General features: G+C 64.9%; 23 protein-coding genes and 1 tRNA gene. 19 read left to right on the forward strand and 5 right to left on the reverse strand.

The features are described from left to right. Positions 1-2 precede the first annotated feature (2 nt). Entirely contained in the window at positions 3-1,397 is a 1,395-nt protein-coding gene (locus QY917_RS00300; protein WP_123675044.1) for a diguanylate cyclase, read from the reverse strand. Positions 1,398-1,631: 234 nt separating this feature from the next. Between QY917_RS00300 and galE the strand changes: the two genes are divergently transcribed. The 10 genes from galE to tatC all read left to right on the forward strand — a co-directional run bounded on the left by galE (position 1,632) and on the right by tatC (position 8,021). Further along, positions 1,632-2,651: a UDP-glucose 4-epimerase GalE gene (galE, locus tag QY917_RS00305; RefSeq protein WP_088887549.1), complete on the forward strand. Its 1,020-nt coding sequence runs from the start codon at positions 1,632-1,634 to the stop codon at positions 2,649-2,651. Between the two features lie 158 nt (positions 2,652-2,809). After that, positions 2,810-3,589 (forward strand): imidazole glycerol phosphate synthase subunit HisF, encoded by a 780-nt coding sequence (gene hisF, locus QY917_RS00310; protein WP_011804224.1) that lies wholly within the window; start codon positions 2,810-2,812, stop codon positions 3,587-3,589. A 104-nt stretch (positions 3,590-3,693) separates the two neighbouring features. Next, entirely contained in the window at positions 3,694-4,092 is a 399-nt protein-coding gene (gene hisI, locus QY917_RS00315) for a phosphoribosyl-AMP cyclohydrolase (protein WP_011804225.1), read from the forward strand. A gap of 6 nt (positions 4,093-4,098) precedes the next feature. Continuing rightward, complete coding sequence (locus QY917_RS00320) at positions 4,099-4,497, forward strand: phosphoribosyl-ATP diphosphatase (RefSeq protein ID WP_011804226.1); 399 nt, start codon at positions 4,099-4,101, stop codon at positions 4,495-4,497. After that, positions 4,497-4,883 carry a membrane protein gene (locus QY917_RS00325; protein WP_012655727.1) on the forward strand — a complete coding sequence of 129 codons (387 nt, stop codon included), beginning with the start codon at positions 4,497-4,499 and terminating at the stop codon, positions 4,881-4,883. The genes QY917_RS00320 and QY917_RS00325 overlap by 1 nt, the downstream gene beginning before the upstream one ends. Continuing rightward, positions 4,876-5,916 (forward strand): patatin-like phospholipase family protein, encoded by a 1,041-nt coding sequence (locus tag QY917_RS00330; protein WP_123675045.1) that lies wholly within the window; start codon positions 4,876-4,878, stop codon positions 5,914-5,916. Before QY917_RS00325 ends, QY917_RS00330 begins: the two co-directional genes overlap by 8 nt. A 39-nt stretch (positions 5,917-5,955) precedes the next feature. Next, complete coding sequence (locus tag QY917_RS00335) at positions 5,956-6,315, forward strand: histidine triad nucleotide-binding protein (protein WP_012655729.1); 360 nt, start codon at positions 5,956-5,958, stop codon at positions 6,313-6,315. Between the two features lie 95 nt (positions 6,316-6,410). Further along, on the forward strand, positions 6,411-6,659 hold the full coding sequence (gene tatA, locus QY917_RS00340; protein ID WP_011804230.1) for a Sec-independent protein translocase subunit TatA: 249 nt from the start codon (positions 6,411-6,413) through the stop codon (positions 6,657-6,659). A gap of 32 nt (positions 6,660-6,691) precedes the next feature. Beyond that, positions 6,692-7,171 (forward strand): Sec-independent protein translocase protein TatB, encoded by a 480-nt coding sequence (gene tatB, locus QY917_RS00345; RefSeq protein ID WP_011804231.1) that lies wholly within the window; start codon positions 6,692-6,694, stop codon positions 7,169-7,171. Positions 7,172-7,232: 61 nt separating this feature from the next. Then, complete coding sequence (gene tatC / locus QY917_RS00350) at positions 7,233-8,021, forward strand: twin-arginine translocase subunit TatC (RefSeq protein WP_123675046.1); 789 nt, start codon at positions 7,233-7,235, stop codon at positions 8,019-8,021. 135 nt (positions 8,022-8,156) lie between these two features. On the opposite strand, the gene QY917_RS00355 is transcribed toward tatC, so the two are convergent. Beyond that, positions 8,157-9,296, reverse strand: a complete 1,140-nt coding sequence (locus QY917_RS00355; RefSeq protein ID WP_011804233.1) for a trypsin-like peptidase domain-containing protein — start codon at positions 9,294-9,296, stop codon at positions 8,157-8,159. 135 nt (positions 9,297-9,431) lie between these two features. After that, positions 9,432-10,775 (reverse strand): ferric reductase-like transmembrane domain-containing protein, encoded by a 1,344-nt coding sequence (locus tag QY917_RS00360; protein ID WP_123675047.1) that lies wholly within the window; start codon positions 10,773-10,775, stop codon positions 9,432-9,434. Between the two features lie 140 nt (positions 10,776-10,915). Here QY917_RS00360 and QY917_RS00365 point away from each other — a divergent pair, with 140 nt between their 5' ends. Together QY917_RS00365 and pdxA are read left to right on the forward strand one after the other, a co-directional pair. Beyond that, a complete protein-coding gene (locus tag QY917_RS00365; protein ID WP_123675048.1) occupies positions 10,916-11,680 on the forward strand; it encodes a Nif3-like dinuclear metal center hexameric protein in 765 nt (254 codons plus the stop codon). 77 nt (positions 11,681-11,757) lie between these two features. Beyond that, a complete protein-coding gene (pdxA, locus tag QY917_RS00370) occupies positions 11,758-12,813 on the forward strand; it encodes a 4-hydroxythreonine-4-phosphate dehydrogenase PdxA (protein ID WP_123675049.1) in 1,056 nt (351 codons plus the stop codon). Positions 12,814-12,887: 74 nt separating this feature from the next. On the opposite strand, the gene mscL is transcribed toward pdxA, so the two are convergent. After that, entirely contained in the window at positions 12,888-13,316 is a 429-nt protein-coding gene (mscL, locus tag QY917_RS00375; protein WP_011804237.1) for a large conductance mechanosensitive channel protein MscL, read from the reverse strand. 134 nt (positions 13,317-13,450) lie between these two features. Here mscL and petA point away from each other — a divergent pair, with 134 nt between their 5' ends. The 6 genes from petA (at position 13,451) to QY917_RS00405 (ending at position 17,662) form a co-directional block, all read left to right on the forward strand. Then, positions 13,451-14,050 carry a ubiquinol-cytochrome c reductase iron-sulfur subunit gene (gene petA, locus QY917_RS00380; protein WP_012655737.1) on the forward strand — a complete coding sequence of 200 codons (600 nt, stop codon included), beginning with the start codon at positions 13,451-13,453 and terminating at the stop codon, positions 14,048-14,050. Between the two features lie 15 nt (positions 14,051-14,065). Beyond that, the gene (locus QY917_RS00385) at positions 14,066-15,487 is read left to right on the forward strand and encodes a cytochrome bc complex cytochrome b subunit (protein ID WP_088887543.1); all 1,422 of its coding nucleotides are present in this window, start codon (positions 14,066-14,068) and stop codon (positions 15,485-15,487) included. Positions 15,488-15,503: 16 nt separating this feature from the next. Further along, positions 15,504-16,259, forward strand: a complete 756-nt coding sequence (locus tag QY917_RS00390) for a cytochrome c1 (protein WP_011804240.1) — start codon at positions 15,504-15,506, stop codon at positions 16,257-16,259. 95 nt (positions 16,260-16,354) lie between these two features. Further along, the gene (locus tag QY917_RS00395) at positions 16,355-16,966 is read left to right on the forward strand and encodes a glutathione S-transferase N-terminal domain-containing protein (protein WP_011804241.1); all 612 of its coding nucleotides are present in this window, start codon (positions 16,355-16,357) and stop codon (positions 16,964-16,966) included. Between the two features lie 32 nt (positions 16,967-16,998). Beyond that, on the forward strand, positions 16,999-17,526 hold the full coding sequence (locus tag QY917_RS00400; protein WP_123675050.1) for a ClpXP protease specificity-enhancing factor: 528 nt from the start codon (positions 16,999-17,001) through the stop codon (positions 17,524-17,526). Positions 17,527-17,586: 60 nt separating this feature from the next. Then, positions 17,587-17,662, forward strand: a tRNA-Thr gene (locus QY917_RS00405). Between the two features lie 107 nt (positions 17,663-17,769). On the opposite strand, the gene QY917_RS00410 is transcribed toward QY917_RS00405, so the two are convergent. After that, positions 17,770-18,069: a hypothetical protein gene (locus QY917_RS00410; protein ID WP_012655741.1), complete on the reverse strand. Its 300-nt coding sequence runs from the start codon at positions 18,067-18,069 to the stop codon at positions 17,770-17,772. Positions 18,070-18,104: 35 nt separating this feature from the next. Here QY917_RS00410 and QY917_RS00415 point away from each other — a divergent pair, with 35 nt between their 5' ends. Beyond that, positions 18,105-19,070: a M23 family metallopeptidase gene (locus tag QY917_RS00415; protein ID WP_123675051.1), complete on the forward strand. Its 966-nt coding sequence runs from the start codon at positions 18,105-18,107 to the stop codon at positions 19,068-19,070. The last annotated feature ends 100 nt before the right edge of the window (positions 19,071-19,170 follow it).

Consider the following 19,170-nt stretch of genomic DNA (forward strand, 5'->3'; position numbering starts at 1 on the left):
CGTCAGGCCTGGTCGAGCAGCCGTTCCATCAGCGCCGCTGCGCTGTCTCCGGCGCGCAGGTCCTGCGGCATCTGAAGATGGCGGATGCGCGCCTGCAGCGCCGATGGCGCCGCCGCCACCGTCTGGTCGGACAGCGCGCGCTGCAGTCGCGCGGACAGGCCTGCGGGGTCGGAGAACGGCAGGAACAGCCAGAGCTTGTCCTCCTGCGTGCGGGTGGTGATGTCTGACGTGCGCAGCAATTCGTGCAGGCGGCGCGCGAACTCGTCCAGCAGCAGGAAGACGCGCGCGGCCCCCAGCTCCTCGATGAGTTCCGTGGCGTTGGTGAATTCGATCAGCATGAGCCCGAACCGCATCTCCGGATGGCGCGTGGTCACGGCCAGTGCCCAGTCGAGCATGCGCCGGAAATGGGACGCCTCAACGTAGTTGGCGGTGTCGAGCGCCGCAAACGACTCCTGGATCTGCCCTGCGCGCAGCGCGGTGCGGCCGTGTGCGCTCAGGCGCAGGCTGGCGACTTCGCGTACATCCAGGGCACTGGGCGCGCAGCTGGTGCGGCAGGCCAGGCAGCGTGCCTGCGTCGTGGTCTCCACGAACACGTGATGGCAGCTGCCGCAGGCGTACTGCGTCAGCGGGCGGTCATAGTCCACACCAATGTGGCGCAGCGCCGCGCTGCACTGGGGGCAGGAGAGACCGCCGTCGTGGTGGAAGTCGCTCTCGGGCGCCACATGCCCGCAGGAGAAGCAGTGCAGCGAGGCTTCCTTGCGGATCTGCAGGCTGGAGCAGTGCGGGCAGACGTCGATGTAGTGGATGTGAGCGCTGCCGCAGGTGCGGCAGTGGCGCGTGCGGTCCACGAGCTGGGCGGGCTCCAAGAGCTTGCGGCGCACCAGGGTCGCGAGGCAGGCACCGGGATCCTCGCCCCGCTGCGCCAGGGCGTCCACCACGGGATAGTGGTAGAGCATGGGGTGCGTGAGCGTGCACTGCGGCGCCAGCTCCATCGCGTCGCGCACGTACAGGAAGTAGAGCACGCGCTCTTCCAGGCGCATGTCCGTCAGGGCCAGGCGCAGGCTGCGGCGTACGGCCAGGCTGCGCTCCGCGCGGGCCACCGCGTCGGCATAGGGTGCGGCGGTGTCGGCCAGCACGGAGGCTTTGCCCTCGCCGGGGGCCACCACGGCCAGGCGGTCCCACCAGGGGCTGCGGCGCAACTGGAGAATCAGATCGTCCGCGGCGGAAGCATCCCACCCCTCCAGGTAAAAGCCGAGGGGCTGCACGGACGACCGCGTGAAGGCGTCCCAGGAATCGAAGACCTGGGCCTGGGGCTGTGCCGGAACCGGTTGTCCCGAGGGCCGCAGCACGACCATGGATTCGGCGGGGGGCGTGGCGGAAGAGGGCGATACAGTCATTCGGAACGGAACGCACCGCGCGCCGTCGGCACAGGCGGTTGATCAGCAAAAAGAGGGTGGATGGCGGCCAATAACCCACGCCCATCCGCGCGCGCCCGCCCTGCGGGAAGAGCGCCGGCGGCCATGTGGGGCGCAAGCCAAGGTTACCCGATTACAACGCGCCCCGGCCTCACGCGGTTGAATGAAGCCCGGCGGTACAGTCATGGCTTTGCGTATTTTCGAGGGCGAGAGGACATGATTCTTGTAACCGGGGGCGCGGGCTTCATCGGCACCCACACCTGTGCGGCCCTTGCCGATGCAGGCATTCCCACCTTGCTGCTCGACAACTTCAGCAACAGCCGCCGCAGCGTGCTGGACCGCCTGGCGCGCATCACCGGCAAGCCGGTGGCGTGCGTCGAGGGCGACGTGCGCGACGCGCAGTTGCTGCGGCAGCTGTTTGCGTCCCACCCCATCGAGGGCGTGATCCACTTCGCCGCGCTCAAGGCCGTGGGCGAATCGGTGCGCGAGCCGCTGCGCTACTACGAAAACAACGTGGCGGGGACGGTGAGCCTGCTGCGCGCCATGCAGGCGGCCGGCGTGCGCACGTTGGTGTTTTCCTCCTCGGCCACGGTGTATGGCGATCCGGCGAGCCTGCCCATCCGCGAGGACTTTCCGCTATCGGCCACCAACCCTTACGGCTGGAGCAAGCTGATGATGGAGCAGGTGCTGGCCGACGTGGACCACGCCGAGCCCGGCCAGTGGCGCATTGCGCGGCTGCGCTACTTCAACCCCGTGGGCGCGCACGAGAGCGGGCTGATCGGCGAGGACCCGCAGGACATTCCCAACAACCTCATGCCCTACGTGGCCCAGGTGGCCACGGGCCAGCGCGAGGTGCTGAGCGTGTACGGCGGCGACTACCCCACGCCCGACGGCACCGGCGTGCGCGACTACATCCACGTGTGCGACCTGGCCGAAGGCCACGTGGCCGCGCTGCGCTACCTGCGCGCGCATCCGGGGCTGCTCACGGTGAACCTCGGCACGGGACGGCCGGTGTCGGTGCTGGAGATGGTGCGCGGCTTCGAGCAGGCCAGCGGCCGTGCCGTGCCCTACCAGGTGGTGGCGCGCCGCCCCGGCGATGTGGCCGCCTGCTGGGCCGACCCAGCCCTGGCCGAGCGCCTGCTGGGCTGGCGCGCGCGGCGCGATGTGCAGGCCATGTGCCGGGATGCCTGGCGTTGGCAGGATGGCGAGGCGCGCCGACTGGGCGATGCTCCTTGATTGATAGCTGGTCGCGCTTGTCAATCAAGGAATTGATGGGGGAAATGGTTTGGAAACCAAATCCGACGAGCGCGAAAAGCTATTGATTCAATAGCTGAGCATGGCGCCGCCCATGGTATCTTGCGGCCCTTCTTCTTCAAAAGCCGGAGTGCTGGCGCATGCTTGCCAAACGCATCATTCCCTGCCTTGACGTGACCGGTGGCCGTGTCGTCAAGGGTGTCAACTTTGTCGAGCTGCGCGACGCGGGCGATCCGGTGGAGATCGCCGCGCGCTACAACGCGCAGGGCGCCGACGAGCTCACTTTCCTGGACATCACCGCCACCAGTGACGAGCGCGACCTGATCCTGCCCATCATCGAGGCCGTGGCCAGCCAGGTCTTCATCCCCCTGACCGTAGGCGGCGGCGTGCGCACCGTGGAAGACGTGCGCCGCCTGCTCAATGCGGGCGCGGACAAGACCAGCTTCAACTCCGCCGCGATTGCCAACCCCGACGTCATCAGCCAGGCCTCGGCCAAGTACGGCGCGCAGTGCATCGTCGTGGCCATCGATGCCAAGCGCCGCCAGGGCGCGGAAGTAGCCGAGCGCGGCGAGGGCTGGGATGTGTACAGCCATGGCGGGCGCAAGAACACCGGCCTGGACGCCGTGCAGTGGGCCGTGGAGATGGCGCGCCGCGGTGCGGGCGAGATCCTGCTGACCAGCATGGACCGCGACGGCACCAAGAGCGGGTTTGATCTGCAACTCACCCGTGCGGTGAGCGACGCCGTGGGCGTGCCCGTGATCGCGTCGGGCGGCGTGGGCAACCTGGACCATCTGGCCGATGGGGTGCAGCAGGGCGGCGCTGATGCGGTGCTGGCGGCCAGCATCTTCCACTACGGCGAGTTCACCGTGCGCCAGGCCAAGGAGCGCATGCGCGAGCGCGGTATCCCCGTGCGGCTCTGATGCCGCGAATGGATGCCAAAAAGGCCTGTAGCGCGCTTCCAGCAAGCGCTGTAAGCTATAAAAAATGCAGCATACATCGGCGTTGTAGCTGCCGATGACCGACAATGGACACCATGAACTGGCTTGATCAAGTGAAATGGGATGCGCAGGGCCTGGTGCCCGTGATTGCGCAGGAGGCCGCCACGGGCGACGTGCTGATGTTCGCTTGGATGAACCGCGAGGCGCTGGCCAAGACCGCCGAGCTGGGCCGCGCCGTGTACTACAGCCGCTCGCGCGGCAAGCTGTGGTTCAAGGGCGAGGAGTCGGGCCATGTGCAGCAGGTGCACGACATTCGCCTGGACTGCGACAGCGACGTGGTGCTGCTGAAGGTGACGCAGCTGGGCCACGAGCCCGGCATTGCCTGCCACACGGGCCGTCACAGCTGCTTCTTCAACGCCCTCCAGAATGGCGCGTGGCAGGCTGTCGATCCGGTCTTGAAAGACCCCGAATCCATCTACAAATAAGAAGCCATGACCCGCACCGATACCCATGCCCCCCTGTCGCAGGACGCGCTTGCGCGGCTGGCCGGCGTCATCGAAAGCCGCAAGCCCGCCAACGGCGGCGACCCTGACAAGAGCTACGTCGCGCGGCTGCTGCACAAGGGGCCTGACGCCTTCCTCAAGAAGGTGGGCGAGGAGGCGACCGAGGTGGTCATGGCGGCCAAGGACTTGGACCATGGCGCCGACAAGGCGAAGCTGGTGTACGAGGTGGCCGACCTGTGGTTCCACTCGATGATCGCGCTGGCGCACTACGGGCTTGCCCCCGCCGACGTGATTGCCGAGCTGGAGCGCCGCGAGGGCATCAGCGGCATCGAGGAAAAGGCCCTGCGCAAGGCCGCAGCCCGCAGCAGCGAAGAAGGAGGTGCGTGATGAACAACGATATCGTCGACGTGGAGCCCAGCGAGCGGGCCGAATCCCTCAAGACGGTCGGATGGGTCAGCTACATCCTGCACCTGATCGTGGCCGTGGCCGCGGTACTGCCGGGCGCGCAGCCTAGCGCCGCGCTGCTCATCGTCGCGCTGGTGATCGACCTGGTGAAGAAAAGCGATGCCGCGGGTACCTGGCAGGCCAGCCATTTCTCCTGGCGCGTGCGCACCGTGATCTGGGCCGGCGTGCTGTACGCGGTCACTGCGCCGCTGTGGCTGGTTTTCTTTTTCCCGGGTTGGATCGCCTGGGGCCTGATCTCCATCTGGTTCCTCTACCGCATCGTGCGCGGCATGGTGGCCATGAACAAGGGGCAGGCCATCGATGCCTGAGCAGGGCGCGCCGCGGCGGCTCAACCTCGCGCTGCAGGGCGGCGGCTCGCATGGCGCGCTGACCTGGGGCGTGCTGGATGCGTTGCTCGAAGACGGCCAGTTCCTCATCGACGGCGTGAGCGGCACCAGCGCCGGTGCCATGAATGCCGTTGCGCTGGCCCACGGATTCGCCCAGGCCGCGCGGGAACACAAAGACCCGCTGGAGGCGCACCGCGCCGGCTGCGAACTGGCGCGCGCCACGCTGGCGCGGCTGTGGGAAGGCGTGGGCACACTCGGCAGCCTGACCTGGGGCATCCCCTTACCCGGTGCCGGGCCGCTGCTGGGCATGATGTCCCACTGGCTGTCGCCCTACCAGACCAATCCGCTGGACATCAACCCCCTGCGGAGGGTGCTGGAGCGCGAGGTGGACTTCGAGGCCCTGGCTTCTGCGCGTGCGCCGCAGTCCAGCACTGTGCCGCAGGTGTTCGTCTGCGCGACCAATGTGCGCACGGGGCGCGGGGAGATTTTCACCGGCAAGCGGCTCAGCGCCGATGCCGTCATGGCCTCGGCCTGCCTGCCGCTGCTGTTCAAGGCGGTGGAGATTGACGGCGAGCATTACTGGGACGGTGGCTATTCCGGCAATCCCGCGCTGCACCCGCTGATCTACAAGACCGACTGCGCCGATGTGCTGCTGGTGCAGATCAACCCCATCGAGCACCAAGGCGTGCCCGACAGTGCCAGCGAGATCATGGAGCGCATGAACGAGGTCACGTTCAACGCCGCCCTGCTGTCCGAGCTGCGCGCCATCGAGTTCGTGCGTCGGCTGCTGGCCGAAGGCAAGCTGGACGCGCGCCGCTACAAGAGCGTGCGCATGCACCGCATCGATGGTGGCGCGGTGCTCGAGCCGTTCGGAGCCGCCAGCAAGCTGCGGGCGGACCTGGCCTTCGTGCGCCGCTTGTTCGACCTGGGCAGGGCGGCCGGCCAGGACTGGCTGCAGGCCCACCGGGCGGACGTGGGCGTGCGCACCACGGTCAACATCGCCGACAATGCGTAACCTTTCCACTGCCTGTTGACCGCCTTTTCGCCCTCCGCCATGCAGCACGACCCGAACTGCCTCTTCTGCAAGATCATCGCCGGCCAGATCCCCTCGAAGAAGGTGTACGAGGACGAGCGGGTGTTTGCCTTCCACGACATCCACCCCTGGGCGCCGGTGCATTTTCTCGTGGTGCCCAAGGTCCATCTGCATTCCATGGCGGCGGTCACGCCCGAGCACGCGGACCTGCTGGGGCACATGATGACGCTGGCGCCCAAGCTGGCGCAGGAGCAGGGCTGCAACCCCTACCCGGATGGAGGATTCCGCATCGTGGTAAATACCGGTTCCGAGGGCGGTCAGGAGATCCACCACCTGCACATGCACGTGATCGGCGGTCCCCGTCCCTGGCTCAAGGGGTAAGTTGGCACGCCTGCAGCTGCCGTGAAGTTGCTAGGGATATGAGGGGCCCGACATATCCGCCGTCTAGAATGGGCCGTATTCGTTAGGAGATTTTCATGGGTTCGTTTTCCATTTGGCACTGGCTCATCGTGCTGCTGATCGTCGTGATGGTGTTCGGCACCAAGAAGCTCAAGAACATCGGCTCCGACCTGGGCGGTGCGGTCAAGGGTTTCAAGGACGGCATGAAGGATGGCGCCAGCACCGATGACTCGGCCACCACCAGCGCGCCCGCGGGCCAGGTGACCAACAACAGCACGGCTGCCGACAAGACCACGATCGACGTCGAAGCCAAGCACAAGAGCTGAACGCCCACGCCTTTCCTGCCTGAGCGTTCCTCATGATCGACATTGGCCTGTCCAAGATGGCGCTGATTGGCGCCGTGGCCCTCATCGTCATCGGCCCCGAGAAGCTGCCACGCGTCGCGCGCACGGTGGGCACCTTGCTGGGCAAGGCGCAGCGTTATGTGGCCGACGTCAAGGCGGAGGTCAACCGCTCCATGGAGCTGGACGAGCTGCGCAAGATGAAAGACACCGTGGAGAACGCGGCGCGCGACGTGGAGCAGACCATCCACACCAGCGCCAGCGATTTCCAGAAGGACATGGAGCACAGCCTGGGCGACGCCTCTGCGACCGGCAGCACCTACGGGGTGGACCAAGGCCTGTCCACTGTGGTCCCGGCGTACAAGCACCCAGCCAAGAACTGGCGCCTCAAGCGCGGTGCCATGCCCCAGTGGTACAAGGCGCGCGCGGGCGTGCGCACGCGGGTGCAGTCAGGCGCGGCGCGCGTGGCACGGTTCCGCCCCCAGAAATTCCATTGATCCCCTGATGGGCTGCGCCCCGCGCAGTCCGCGCGGGCCATGATCCCGCCTCACCCCCACCATGTCCGAAACACCGAACAAAGAAGACGAGCTCGCCGGTACCGAGCAGCCTTTCGTGCAGCACCTGATGGAGCTGCGCGACCGCCTCGTGAAGGCCATGATCGCGGTGGGGGTCGTCGCGGCCGCCCTGTTCTTCTATCCCGGTCCCGGCCAGCTGTACGACTTCCTGGCCGCGCCTTTGGTGGCCCATTTGCCGCAGGGGGCGACCATGATCGCCACCTCGGTGATCTCGCCCTTCATGGTGCCGCTCAAGATCCTGCTGATGTCGGCATTCCTTGTGGCGCTGCCCTTCGTGCTGTGGCAGGTGTGGGCCTTCGTGGCGCCGGGGCTGTATTCGCACGAGAAGCGCCTGGTGCTGCCGCTGGTGGTTTCCAGCACGGTGCTGTTCTTCATCGGCGTGGCGTTCTGCTACTTCTTCGTGTTTGGGCAGGTGTTCAGCTTCATCCAGGGTTTTGCACCCAAGAGCATCACCGCCGCGCCGGACATCGAGGCCTACCTGGGCTTCGTGATGACCATGTTCCTCGCCTTCGGCCTGGCCTTTGAGGTGCCGATCGCCGTGGTGGTGCTGGCGCGCCTGAACGTCGTGAGCGTGGAAAAGCTCAAGAGCTTCCGCGGCTACTTCATCGTGGTCGCGTTCGTGATCGCCGCCATCGTCACGCCGCCGGACGTGGTGTCGCAACTGGCGCTGGCGATTCCCATGTGCCTGCTCTACGAGTTGGGGATCTGGGCGGCGCAGCTGTTCATCCGCCATACCAAGGCACCCGAGGATCCGCAGGAATCCGGGCCGTGAGCGTGCGCTGAGCCACCGCGGCGCTGCGGGGGGGCCGCCGGCGCCCGGTGGTGCACCGTTCAGGAGTGGAACAAAAATAGCTTCCCGCGCTTTACAGACAAGCGCGGGAGGCTATTTTTTTGATAGTAATACCGTTCAGCGGCGCTGCTGCACGCGGGGCCGCGTGCCCGGCACGACCGATACCTCCAGCCGCGCGTCGCCGCGCTGCAGCGCAAAGCTGGCCGCGGAGCCGGGCTTGAGGGACGCCACCGCCGTGAGCAGTTGCGACACGTTGTTGGTGGCTTTGTCCTCCACGCTCAGGATCACGTCGCCCGGCCGCACCCCCGCCACTGCCGCGGGACCGCCCTGCAGCACGCCGGTGATGATCACGCCCTCCGTGGCCTTGACGCCAAAGGTCTGCGCCAGTTCCGGAGACAGTTCGTTGGGCTCCACGCCGATCCAGCCGCGCGTGACCTGCCCGTCGCGCACGATACCGTCCAGCACCAGCTTGGCCGTCGACACGGGAATGGCGAAGCCGATGCCCATGCTGCCGCCTGAGCGGGAGTAGATGGCGGTGTTGATGCCCATCAGGTTGCCATTCACGTCCACCAGCGCGCCGCCGGAGTTGCCGGGATTGATGGCCGCGTCGGTCTGAATGAAGTTCTCGAAAGTGTTGATGCCCAGTTGGCTGCGACCCAGTGCCGACACGATGCCGCTGGTGACCGTCTGGCCCACGCCAAAGGGATTGCCGATGGCCAGCACCTGATCGCCCACGGCGAGCTGGTCGGAATCGCCCAGCACGATGACGGGCAGCTTGTCGAGATCCACCTTCAGCACGGCCAGGTCGGTTTCAGGGTCGGTCCCGATGATGGTGGCGCGCGCGCGCCGGCTGTCGGTGAGCGTCACCTCGATCTCGTCGGCGCCCTCCACCACGTGGTTGTTGGTGAGGATGTAGCCGTCGGGGCTGATGATCACGCCGCTGCCCAGGCCGGTTTGCGCCTGGGTGCCTTGGTCGCCAAAGAAGAACTGGAACCACGGGTCGTTGCTGCGCGGGTGGCGCACGGCTTTGCTGGTGTTGATGCTGACCACCGCTGGCGCCGCCTTGCGCGCCGCCCCACTGAAGCTGCCCGCCGCGGGCTGGGCGGACGTGGAGGAGGGCGCCTCGATGAGCGAAATGCCAGCGCCGCTGCGTGTGGCGCCGCGCTGCAGCCAGTCGGGCTGCAGGGTGGCCACCACGAAGTACGCAGCCAGCAGCACGGTGACGGATTGGGAGAGCAGGAGCCAGAGGCGTTTCATGGGGCGTGATGCGATTGGAAGGCGAGCGCAAATTGTAGGCGTGTGCCCCGGTTTCGGGGCGTGGGACGGCGCGGAGCGAATCACCACGGATGTAGTTGCGGGCCTGGCGTTGCGAGGGGCCTGCCTCGCGTCGCATCAGCGCATCTGGAACAGTTCCTGGTGGAAGGCCTGCGTGGGCAGGCCGTGCGCGGCCAGGTCTGCCCGCAGGGCAGAGGCGAACGGTATCGGGCCGCAGAACCAGACGCTGGCGTTTCGCCATTCGGGCACCAGCGCTCGCAGACGCTCGCCGTCCAGGCGCCCGTCCTGTGCATCCACGAACAGGTGCAGGCGCACGCCGGCGGCCTGCGCATCGACACGCAGCTTGTCCAGCGCCACCGGGTCGTGGTCGGCGGTGGTGTGGAACAGGTCGATGGGCCTGGTGGAGTGGGAGCCCCCGTGCGCGAGTTGTTTCATGCGTGCGATGAACGGCGTAATGCCGATGCCGGCGCCGATCCAGATCTGGCGTGGACGCGCGTCGTCGAATGTGAAGCAGCCGTACGGCCCCTCCACCGTCACGTGGGCGCCCACGCGCAGGCGGTCGGGCAGGCGGCTGGTGTGGTCGCCGAGGGCCTTGGTGATGAAAGTGACGCACGGGTCTTGTGGCATCCACGCCGATGCGATGGTGTAGGGGTGCGCGCCTTCCTTGGGGTCGGAGGTGACGAAGGCGAATTGCCCCGCGCGGTGCCCCGGCCAGAGGCCGTCGAGACGGATGCGCGTTTCCAGCACGCGCAGCGCGGGATAAGGCTGCAATGAAACGATGCGACCCTGAACGGTGCGGCGCCCGCCCACGCGGTGGGTCAGTACCAGCACGGCTGATACCGTGCCAGCGGCCACCAGCAGGGCCAGCAGCCAGCCGATCGGCTGCGACCAGTAGCTCCACTGCACCAGCACCACGGTGTGGAAGACCAGCGCCAGGTAAGCCACGGCCAGCAACTGGTGCGTCTTGGCGAACAGCCGGTACGGAAAGCGCTTGACCAGCGCCAGCACGATGAGCAGTACCGCTGCGTAGAACGCCCACTCGCCCACGCCTTCGGCGAGGCCGCGCCAATCGCGCAGCGTGGCCTCGGCAAGGCCCAGGTTCTCGGCAGGCGGGCGCGGCCCGCGCGGCGGTCGGGTAAGCCAACCCCATCCCACGGCCCATTTGGTGCCCTTGGCCCAGAGCCAGTGCACCGTGCCGATCGCCAGCGCGGCGATGCCCAGCCACTTGTGCAGACGGTACATCTTGTCCAGCCCGTCCAAATGCCGCTCCAGCCACACGGGGCGCACGGCCAGCAGCATGGCGAGCGACATCGCGCCCATCACCAGCACACCGCTGTATTGCACCCAGACGGTGCGCAGCGCGAAGTAGCCCGGCTGCGCGGGCCATAGCGTGTCGGCCATCAGCCACAGCGCGGTGAGGCCGAGCAAGAAGGCCCAGAAGGCCCACGTGATGCGTTTCATCCCAGTTCCCTGTTGGTTGTCATAGTGGTTTGCCAGGCAGTCTAGGAGCGCGTTTGCGCGGGATTTTTTAAGCAGTGTGAAGCATGGGTAAACACGTTTGATGTGGGTCAGCGCAGGGGCACATCGCGGACAATTGCCGCATGTCTCATCCTTCGCATACCGACCGGGACGCGCTGCTGGCGGCCTTTGATGCCGAACTGCAGCCCGAACGCTTCAAGGATTACGGGCCCAATGGGCTGCAGGTGGAAGGCAGGCGCGAGATCGCGCGCATCGTCAGCGGAGTCACGGCCAGCCGCGCGCTGATCGATGCCGCCATTGCCGCGCGGGCCGACGCCATCTTCGTGCACCACGGCTTGTTCTGGCGGGGCATGGACAGCCGCGTGACCGGTTGGATGAAGCAGCGCCTGCAGCGCCTGCTGGCACACGACATCAATCTGTTTGCCTACCACTTGCCACTGGACGCGCATGCGCAGTGGGGCAACAACGCACAACTGGGGCGCGTGCTGGGCTGGGAGCCCGACCAGCGTTTTGGCGAGCAGGACCTGGGCTTTGCCGCGCCGGCGGACTTCGCAGATGTGGGTGCGCTGGCCGCGCACGTGCAAGCGGCGCTGGGCCGTGCGGCCACGGTGGTGGCGCCGGAGCAGGTGCGCCCCATCCGCCGCGTGGCCTGGTGCACGGGCGGCGCGCAAGGGTTCTTCGAGTCCGCCATCGCCGCGGGGGCGGATGCCTTCATCACCGGCGAGATCTCCGAACAGCAGACCCACCTCGCGCGCGAGACGGGCGTGGCCTTCATCGCAGCCGGCCACCATGCCACTGAACGCTACGGTGCGCCGGCGCTCGCGGCCCATGTCGCGCAGCGGTTGGGGTTGGAGCACCGTTTCATCGATATCGACAATCCTGCTTGAGTTTTTGCTATTAAAAATATAGCTGCTTGCGCTTTATGGTAGAGCGCTAGGGCCCTATTTGATCTATAGGCTTATTCATGAATGCACTTCCCGCGCTTGCCATCACCCAGGGGGATCCCGCAGGCATCGGTCCGGAAATCGTGGCCAAGGCGTTTCGCGATGCGCCACAGGTGATGCGCGGCTGCTTCGTGGTGGGAGACCTGCCGACCATGCGCCGCGCGGCGTCCTGCATCATGCGGCCGGGCCAGCCCAGTTTGCCCGTGGCGCGGCTGGATGCGCACCGTGCGCCGGTCGACCTGGCCGACATTCCGCCGCGCTGCCTGCCCGTATGGCAACTGCCGGAATTGGAGGGCGTGGCTCCTGCGCCCTGGGGGCGGGTGAGCGCCGAAGCCGGGCGTGCCGCGGCGGCGTGCGTGGTGTGGGCTGCGCGTGCTGCATTGCGTGGTGAGGTTGCGGCGCTGGTGACGGCGCCTTTGCACAAGGAGGCGCTCGCGGCCGCGGGCGTGCACCATCCCGGTCACACGGAACTGCTGCAAGCCGAGGCGGCGGTCCATGCGGGCGTGTCCTTGCAGCAGATGCCCGTGCGCATGATGCTCGCGAATGACGAGCTGCGCACCGTGCTCGTCAGCATCCACGTCGCGCTGCGCGATGCCATCGCCGCGGTGACGCAGGACAGCGTGCTGCAGACGCTGCGGATCACCCATGCCGCGCTCTCGCGCAGCCTGGGGCGCGCTCCGCGCATTGGCGTGGCGGGGCTCAATCCGCATGCGGGCGAGGGGGGCTTGTTCGGTCGCGAGGAGATCGAAATCATCGCGCCGGCCGTGACGCAGGCGCGCAGTGAGGGGATCGATGCCCACGGCCCGTTTGCACCCGACACCATTTTCATGCGCGCCCGCTCCACGCCGCAGCGCGCCGGCGAGTTTGACGTGGTGCTGGCCATGTACCACGACCAGGGCCTGATCCCGGTGAAGTATTTGGGCGTGGACAAGGGGGTGAACGTCACGCTCGGGTTGCCGCTTGTGCGCACCAGCCCCGACCACGGCACGGCCTTCGACATCGCGGGGCAGGGGACGGCGGATGCGGAGAGCCTGATCGAAGCCGTGCGCATGGCGCGGCAGTTGGCGCGGCCCTGAACGTCTCCCTGAAATGCAAAGGCCCGCCGCCCCGGGAAGGGCGGTGGGCCTTTTTACGCGCCCTCTGCGTGCTGTCAGCGCTTGAGGCTGTCGCGGATCTCGCGCAGCAGCTGGATGTCCTCGGGAGTGGCGGGCGGGGCGGGCGGCTCGACGGGTGTCTCACGCTTGAGCCGGTTGATCTGTTTGACCATCACGAAGATGATGAACGCGAGGATCACGAAATTGACCGCGACGGTGATGAAATTGCCGTAAGCCAGTACCGGCACGCCCGCTTTGCGAATCGCCTCCAGCGTATAGGGCGTGCCCTCCGGCACGCTGCCCAGCACGATGAACAGGTTGGAGAAGTCCAGCTTGCCGAACACCAAGCCCACGACCGGCATGATGAGGTCGCTGACGACGGAGTCGACGATCTTGCCGAAGGCACCACCGATGATCACGCCGACCGCGAGGTCAATGACGTTGCCCTTAACGGCAAACTCCCGAAACTCTTTGGCAATGCCCATTTCGTTTCTCCTTTGATATAGATGAAAACACTGAACTATTGCCTAGCTTAAGTCCAGCAGCAGCGTTGGAATAACCATTTTCACTCCGCTACAATTTGCGGTTGACCCCTTAGCGAAGCATACCGAGGATCCCCATGAGTGAAACTCCGATCGACTCCAGCAAGCGGACGTGGCTGATTGCGTCCGGCTGCGCTGGTGCGGTGGGCGGCGTGGCGACTGCCGTTCCTTTTGTGAGCACTTTCCAACCGTCTGAAAAGGCCAAGGCAGCAGGTGCTGCCGTCGAGGTGGATATCTCGGGTCTCAAGCCCGGCGAAAAAATCACCGTGGAATGGCGTGGAAAGCCTGTTTGGATTGTCAAGCGCACGCCCGAGCAGCTTGCCGAGCTGCCCAAGCTGGATGCGCAGCTTGCCGATCCCAAATCGGCGCGCAACCCTGCGGAGCTCACGCCGGAATATGCGCGCAACGAATGGCGCTCCATCAAACCCGAGGTGCTCGTGGCCGTGGGTATCTGCTCCCACCTTGGCTGCTCTCCCACGGAGAAGTTCGCGTCGGGCCCGCAGCCTTCCCTGCCTGACGACTGGAAGGGCGGTTTCCTGTGCCCTTGCCATGGCTCCACATTCGACATGGCGGGCCGTGTGTTCAAGAACAAGCCTGCGCCTGACAATCTCGAAGTGCCGCCGCACATGTACCTGTCGGAGACCAAGCTCCTGATCGGTGAAGACAAGAAGGCCTGAGGGAGGCACTGACAAATGGCTGCTTATCGCGAATTCAAGGAAGTCTCGCCCAACGCGTCCGCGGGCGCGAAGGTCACCAACTGGCTGGAAAACCGTTTCCCCACGGCTTTCGATGCCTACAAGGTGCACATGTCGGAGTACTACGCTCCGAAGAACTTCAACTTCTGGTACATCTTCGGCTCGCTGGCGCTGCTGGTACTGGTGATCCAGATCGTCACCGGCATCTTCCTCGTGATGCACTACAAGCCCGACGCTGCCAAAGCGTTCGAGTCTGTCGAGTACATCATGCGCGATGTGCCGTGGGGCTGGCTGATCCGCTACATGCACTCGACCGGTGCGTCGGCCTTCTTCGTGGTCGTGTACCTGCATATGTTCCGCGGCCTGCTGTACGGCTCCTACCGCAAGCCACGCGAACTGGTGTGGATCTTCGGCTGCGCCATCTTCCTGGCGCTGATGGCCGAGGCGTTCATGGGCTATCTGCTGCCCTGGGGCCAGATGTCCTACTGGGGCGCACAGGTGATCGTGAACCTGTTCTCCGCCATTCCCTTCATCGGCCCCGATCTGGCGCTGCTGATCCGTGGCGACTATGTGGTGGGCGATGCGACGCTGAACCGCTTCTTCAGCTTCCACGTGATCGCCGTGCCGCTGGTGCTGCTGGGCCTGGTGGTGGCGCACTTGCTGGCGCTGCATGACGTGGGCTCTAACAACCCTGATGGCATCGAAATCAAGGGCCCCGGCAAGCCCGTGGATGAGCATGGCCACCCGCTGGACGGCGTACCTTTCCACCCTTACTACACGGTGCACGACATCTTGGGCGTGTGCGTGTTCCTGTTCATCTTCTCAGCGGTGGTGTTCTTCGCTCCCGAACTGGGTGGCTACTTCCTGGAGTACAACAACTTCATCCCGGCCGATCCGCTGCAGACGCCTGCCCACATCGCCCCGGTGTGGTACTTCACGCCCTTCTATTCCATGCTGCGCGCCATCACCACCGAGATGATGTACGTGTTGATCGCATGTGTGGTGCTGGGTGCGGGCTTCGGTGTATTCAAGGCCCGTTTGCCTGCGCTCATCAAGGGTGGCGTAGCGCTGGCAGCCGCCGTGGCCATCGCCCTCATGCTGGCTATTGATGCCAAGTTTTGGGGCGTGGTGGTGATGGGTGGTGCCGTGATCATCCTGTTCTTCCTGCCCTGGCTGGACCAGAGCCCTGCACGCTCGATCCGCTATCGCCCGACCTGGCACAAGTACCTGTACGCAGTATTCGTGGTTGTGTTCGTCATCCTGGCCTACCTGGGCGTGCAACCGCCATCGCCCATCGGCGAGCGGGTTTCGCAAGTGGGTACGCTGTTCTACTTTGGTTTCTTCCTGCTCATGCCCTGGTGGAGCCGCTTGGGTACACCCAAGCCCGTGCCGGATCGTGTGACTTTTGCTGCGCACTGAGCTGGAGACGACAACAATGAAAAAACTCATCCTCACGTTGGTTGCAGCTCTGGGTCTAGTGGCTGGGGCGCATGCCGCCGGTGGTGGCATGGCCTGGGACAAGGCGCCTGTCAACACCAGCGACACGGCGTCCTTGCAGAACGGTGCTAAGCTCTTCGTCAACTATTGCCTCAACTGCCACTCGGCTGCCTTCATGCGTTTCAATCGCTTGAAGGACATCGGTCTCACGGACCAGCAGATCAAGGACAACCTGCTGTTCACGACCGATAAGGTGGGCGAGACCATGAAGTCCGCCATCGATCCCAAGCAGGCCAAGGTATGGTTCGGTGCCAACCCGCCCGATCTCACGGTGATTGCACGTTCGCGTGCAGGCGCTGGCGGAACGGGCGCCGACTATCTCTACACCTTCCTGCGCACCTTCTATCGGGACGACACCAAGGCCACGGGCTGGAATAATCTGGCGTTCCCCAATGTGGGCATGCCCCATGCCTTGTGGCAACTGCAAGGCGAGCGCCGCCCGATCTTCGAAGAGCGTGAAAGCCACGGCAAGACCGAGCATGTGCTCAAGGGCTGGGAGCAGGTTACTGCAGGCAGCATGACGCCGTTGCAATACGACCAAGCTGTAGGTGATCTCGTGAATTATCTGCAGTGGATGGGCGAGCCAGCGCAAAATACACGTGTTCGCATTGGCGTATGGGTGTTGATCTTCCTTGGCGTGTTCACGCTCATCGCATGGAGGCTCAACGCCGCCTTCTGGAAAGACGTTAAGTAAACGCTAGGTTCTTTGCCGCGCATTTCTGCGCTGCCGAGCATGTACAGAGTGGGTGCCCTGGCACCCACTCTTTTGATTTTTAGGAGCTGCTCACCATGATGGTGCTTTATTCGGGTACGACCTGCCCCTTTTCCCATCGCTGCCGTTTCGTCCTCTTCGAAAAAGGCATGGATTTCGAGATCCGCGATGTGGACCTGTACAACAAGCCCGAAGACATCAGCGTGATGAATCCCTATGGCCAGGTTCCCATCCTGGTCGAGCGCGACTTGATCCTGTACGAGTCCAACATCATCAACGAGTACATTGATGAGCGCTTCCCCCACCCGCAACTGATGCCGGGTGATCCGGTGGACCGCGCGCGCGTGCGCCTGTTCCTGCTGAACTTCGAGAAGGAATTGTTCGTTCACGTGAACGCGCTGGAGTCGCGCGCCACGAAGGGAAATGAAAAGGCATTGGAGAAGGCGCGCACGCACATCCGCGACCGGCTGACGCAGCTCGCTCCGGTGTTCTTGAAGAACAAATACATGTTGGGCGAGGGTTTTTCCATGCTTGATGTGGCCATTGCACCCTTGTTGTGGCGCCTGGACTATTACGGCATTGAGTTGAGCAAGAACGCTGCACCATTGCTCAAATATGCCGAGCGCATTTTCTCCCGCCCGGCATATATCGAGGCGCTGACGCCTTCCGAGAAAGTCATGCGCAAGTAAGCTGCTGCGCCTTTTTCTTTTGCTTGCGTACGATGAAGCCCCAGGAATTTCCCTCCACGCGCCCCTATCTCATTCGTGCTCTGTATGAGTGGTGCACGGACAACGGCTTCACGCCCTATCTGGTGGTGCGTGTGAACGAATCCGTTCAGGTACCGCGTGAGTACGTCAACAACGGCGAGATTGTCCTGAACGCAAGCTACGACGCGACGAGCGGACTGCAACTGGGCAACGATTTCATCGAGTTCAAGGCACGCTTCGGCGGCAGGCCGCACGACATCATGGTCCCGGTGCGCCGGGTCGTCGCCATCTACGCCCGTGAAAACGGACAGGGTATGGCCTTCCCGTTGGAAGAAGAAGTGTCCGTGCCGCCGGCCGCTGCTGTAGTGTCATCCGAGGACTTGGACGCTGGACCGGGTGTCCCGGCCTCCACGGTTTCCGAGCGTGGACCTGTTCAGTTGCAATCGGTGGACGGCTCTGTGAGCGATGCGCACGAGGAGGCGCCGCGACCGCCTCCGCCCACAGGAGGCGCAGGGCGTCCTTCGCTCAAGCGCATCAAATGAGGCATCTTTCAAGGTGAATCAATTTGAGCCGTGCGTTTTGAACGCTAGAATCTGAAATTCGCCGATTTAGCTCAGTTGGTAGAGCACCCGCCTTGTAAGCGGTAGGTCGTCAGTTCGAATCCGACAATCGGCACCATTGCACAGGCCGCATGTTCGCAGGGACATGCGGCTTTTCTTTTGCGTGCGGCCTTTTCTTTTGCGACGCTATGCCTGCGGCGCAGCTGGCGTCTTTCGCCTGAGTGCTCAGGTTTGAACTTTCAGGCGTATGGAGTTAACCTCCCATCCCCGACTGCGCAGATGTGCCTCGAATGCGGGCAGCAATTGCCGGACTTTTGCGGCGGCGGCATTGCTGCGGACCAGCAGGCACCAACAAGCGCCTTCAATCGGCCCTGCCTGAATGGCGGGGCGCAGCAGCGGGGGTATCAAGCCCTCGATGGCTTTCAGCCGGGCACTGGACTCCTGGGTGAGCGCGGTCAGCTTCGCTAACGTCGGCGACTCCTGCGTGGCTTGCTGGAGTGAGATGGCGTGGTGACGACGATTCATACAGAGACTGGTCCAACCAGCGACGAGGGAAAAACGTGCAGGTGATTATTACGGATGCGTGGCTCGCGCGAAGCCGCGCCATACACCTCAGCGGTGTGCAGCTGATCTGCGCTCTAGCTGGGATTTTCATGGCACTGCTGTTCCTGACCGTGATGGCATACCACTGGGTGCTGATGCATGGCGTGCGCGAGGGCTGGCCCGTAGTGGGCTCCATGGCACGACTGGCTGTGCAGGATGAGCAAGCCCAGCGCGAGCGGTTCATGCGCGCCAACATCGATGCGATGGCGCGCAAGCTGGGAGACATGCAAGCCCGTGTGCTCCAACTGGAATCGCTGGGTGAGCGTGTACGAGGCCTGGCCGGGCTGCCTGCTTCCGAGGTGCAGAGCCTGCCGGGCCGTGGAGGCATGCTGGTGGCTGGGCGCTCGCTGGGGCTCGACGAACTGAATGCGGCCTTGGACGACCTGGTCGCCATCACCGGCCGGCGGACGGATTTGATGACGGTGGCAGAGTCACGCCTCTTTGACCAGCACATCCGCAAGCACTTGATCCCGACCCAGGTTCCCGTGCGCGACACGGCTGTTGGTTCGCCGTTCGGCTGGCGCATTGATCCTTTTACCGGCCAGTCCGCGTTGCATACCGGGCTGGACTTCTCGGCCGGAACCGGCACGCCCATCGTGGCCGCGGCCGGCGGCGTGGTGATCGCCCAGGAGTACCACCCCGCCTATGGCAACATGGTGGAGATAGACCACGGGAGCCAACTCGTCACCCGCTACGCCCACGCCTCCAAAACCCTGGTGAAGGCGGGAGACATCGTGCGCCGGGGACAGAAAATCGCGGAAGTGGGGAGTACGGGCCGCTCCACGGGGCCGCATTTGCATTTCGAAGTGTGGGTGCAAGGCGTGCCGCAGGATCCTCAGAAATTCCTCTTCGCGGGAGAGCCCGCACCGATGCCACACGCCCTCACGGGGCGCGCTGCCATGGGGCACCTGGCGCACAGGTAGAATCTTTCGATCAGGCCCGCCACCTCGGATTGCAGGTACTTGCAATGGTGGACGGGGGTCTCCATCTGGATTCACATCATCACAGGGATTCCGGTCGCTC

The sequence above is a fragment of the Diaphorobacter sp. C33 genome (assembly GCF_030503915.1).
GTDB lineage: Bacteria > Pseudomonadota > Gammaproteobacteria > Burkholderiales > Burkholderiaceae_C > Diaphorobacter > Diaphorobacter nitroreducens.

What these genes read in the sequence shown, in the direction of transcription:
- QY917_RS00300 (WP_123675044.1), bottom strand. Translation starts at nt 1,397, where the DNA reads ATGACTGTATCGCCCTCTTCCGCCACGCCCCCCGCCGAATCCATGGTC.
- galE (WP_088887549.1), top strand. Translation starts at nt 1,632, where the DNA reads ATGATTCTTGTAACCGGGGGCGCGGGCTTCATCGGCACCCACACCTGT.
- hisF (WP_011804224.1), top strand. Translation starts at nt 2,810, where the DNA reads ATGCTTGCCAAACGCATCATTCCCTGCCTTGACGTGACCGGTGGCCGT.
- hisI (WP_011804225.1), top strand. Translation starts at nt 3,694, where the DNA reads ATGGACACCATGAACTGGCTTGATCAAGTGAAATGGGATGCGCAGGGC.
- QY917_RS00320 (WP_011804226.1), top strand. Translation starts at nt 4,099, where the DNA reads ATGACCCGCACCGATACCCATGCCCCCCTGTCGCAGGACGCGCTTGCG.
- QY917_RS00325 (WP_012655727.1), top strand. Translation starts at nt 4,497, where the DNA reads ATGAACAACGATATCGTCGACGTGGAGCCCAGCGAGCGGGCCGAATCC.
- QY917_RS00330 (WP_123675045.1), top strand. Translation starts at nt 4,876, where the DNA reads ATGCCTGAGCAGGGCGCGCCGCGGCGGCTCAACCTCGCGCTGCAGGGC.
- QY917_RS00335 (WP_012655729.1), top strand. Translation starts at nt 5,956, where the DNA reads ATGCAGCACGACCCGAACTGCCTCTTCTGCAAGATCATCGCCGGCCAG.
- tatA (WP_011804230.1), top strand. Translation starts at nt 6,411, where the DNA reads ATGGGTTCGTTTTCCATTTGGCACTGGCTCATCGTGCTGCTGATCGTC.
- tatB (WP_011804231.1), top strand. Translation starts at nt 6,692, where the DNA reads ATGATCGACATTGGCCTGTCCAAGATGGCGCTGATTGGCGCCGTGGCC.
- tatC (WP_123675046.1), top strand. Translation starts at nt 7,233, where the DNA reads ATGTCCGAAACACCGAACAAAGAAGACGAGCTCGCCGGTACCGAGCAG.
- QY917_RS00355 (WP_011804233.1), bottom strand. Translation starts at nt 9,296, where the DNA reads ATGAAACGCCTCTGGCTCCTGCTCTCCCAATCCGTCACCGTGCTGCTG.
- QY917_RS00360 (WP_123675047.1), bottom strand. Translation starts at nt 10,775, where the DNA reads ATGAAACGCATCACGTGGGCCTTCTGGGCCTTCTTGCTCGGCCTCACC.
- QY917_RS00365 (WP_123675048.1), top strand. Translation starts at nt 10,916, where the DNA reads ATGTCTCATCCTTCGCATACCGACCGGGACGCGCTGCTGGCGGCCTTT.
- pdxA (WP_123675049.1), top strand. Translation starts at nt 11,758, where the DNA reads ATGAATGCACTTCCCGCGCTTGCCATCACCCAGGGGGATCCCGCAGGC.
- mscL (WP_011804237.1), bottom strand. Translation starts at nt 13,316, where the DNA reads ATGGGCATTGCCAAAGAGTTTCGGGAGTTTGCCGTTAAGGGCAACGTC.
- petA (WP_012655737.1), top strand. Translation starts at nt 13,451, where the DNA reads ATGAGTGAAACTCCGATCGACTCCAGCAAGCGGACGTGGCTGATTGCG.
- QY917_RS00385 (WP_088887543.1), top strand. Translation starts at nt 14,066, where the DNA reads ATGGCTGCTTATCGCGAATTCAAGGAAGTCTCGCCCAACGCGTCCGCG.
- QY917_RS00390 (WP_011804240.1), top strand. Translation starts at nt 15,504, where the DNA reads ATGAAAAAACTCATCCTCACGTTGGTTGCAGCTCTGGGTCTAGTGGCT.
- QY917_RS00395 (WP_011804241.1), top strand. Translation starts at nt 16,355, where the DNA reads ATGATGGTGCTTTATTCGGGTACGACCTGCCCCTTTTCCCATCGCTGC.
- QY917_RS00400 (WP_123675050.1), top strand. Translation starts at nt 16,999, where the DNA reads ATGAAGCCCCAGGAATTTCCCTCCACGCGCCCCTATCTCATTCGTGCT.
- QY917_RS00410 (WP_012655741.1), bottom strand. Translation starts at nt 18,069, where the DNA reads ATGAATCGTCGTCACCACGCCATCTCACTCCAGCAAGCCACGCAGGAG.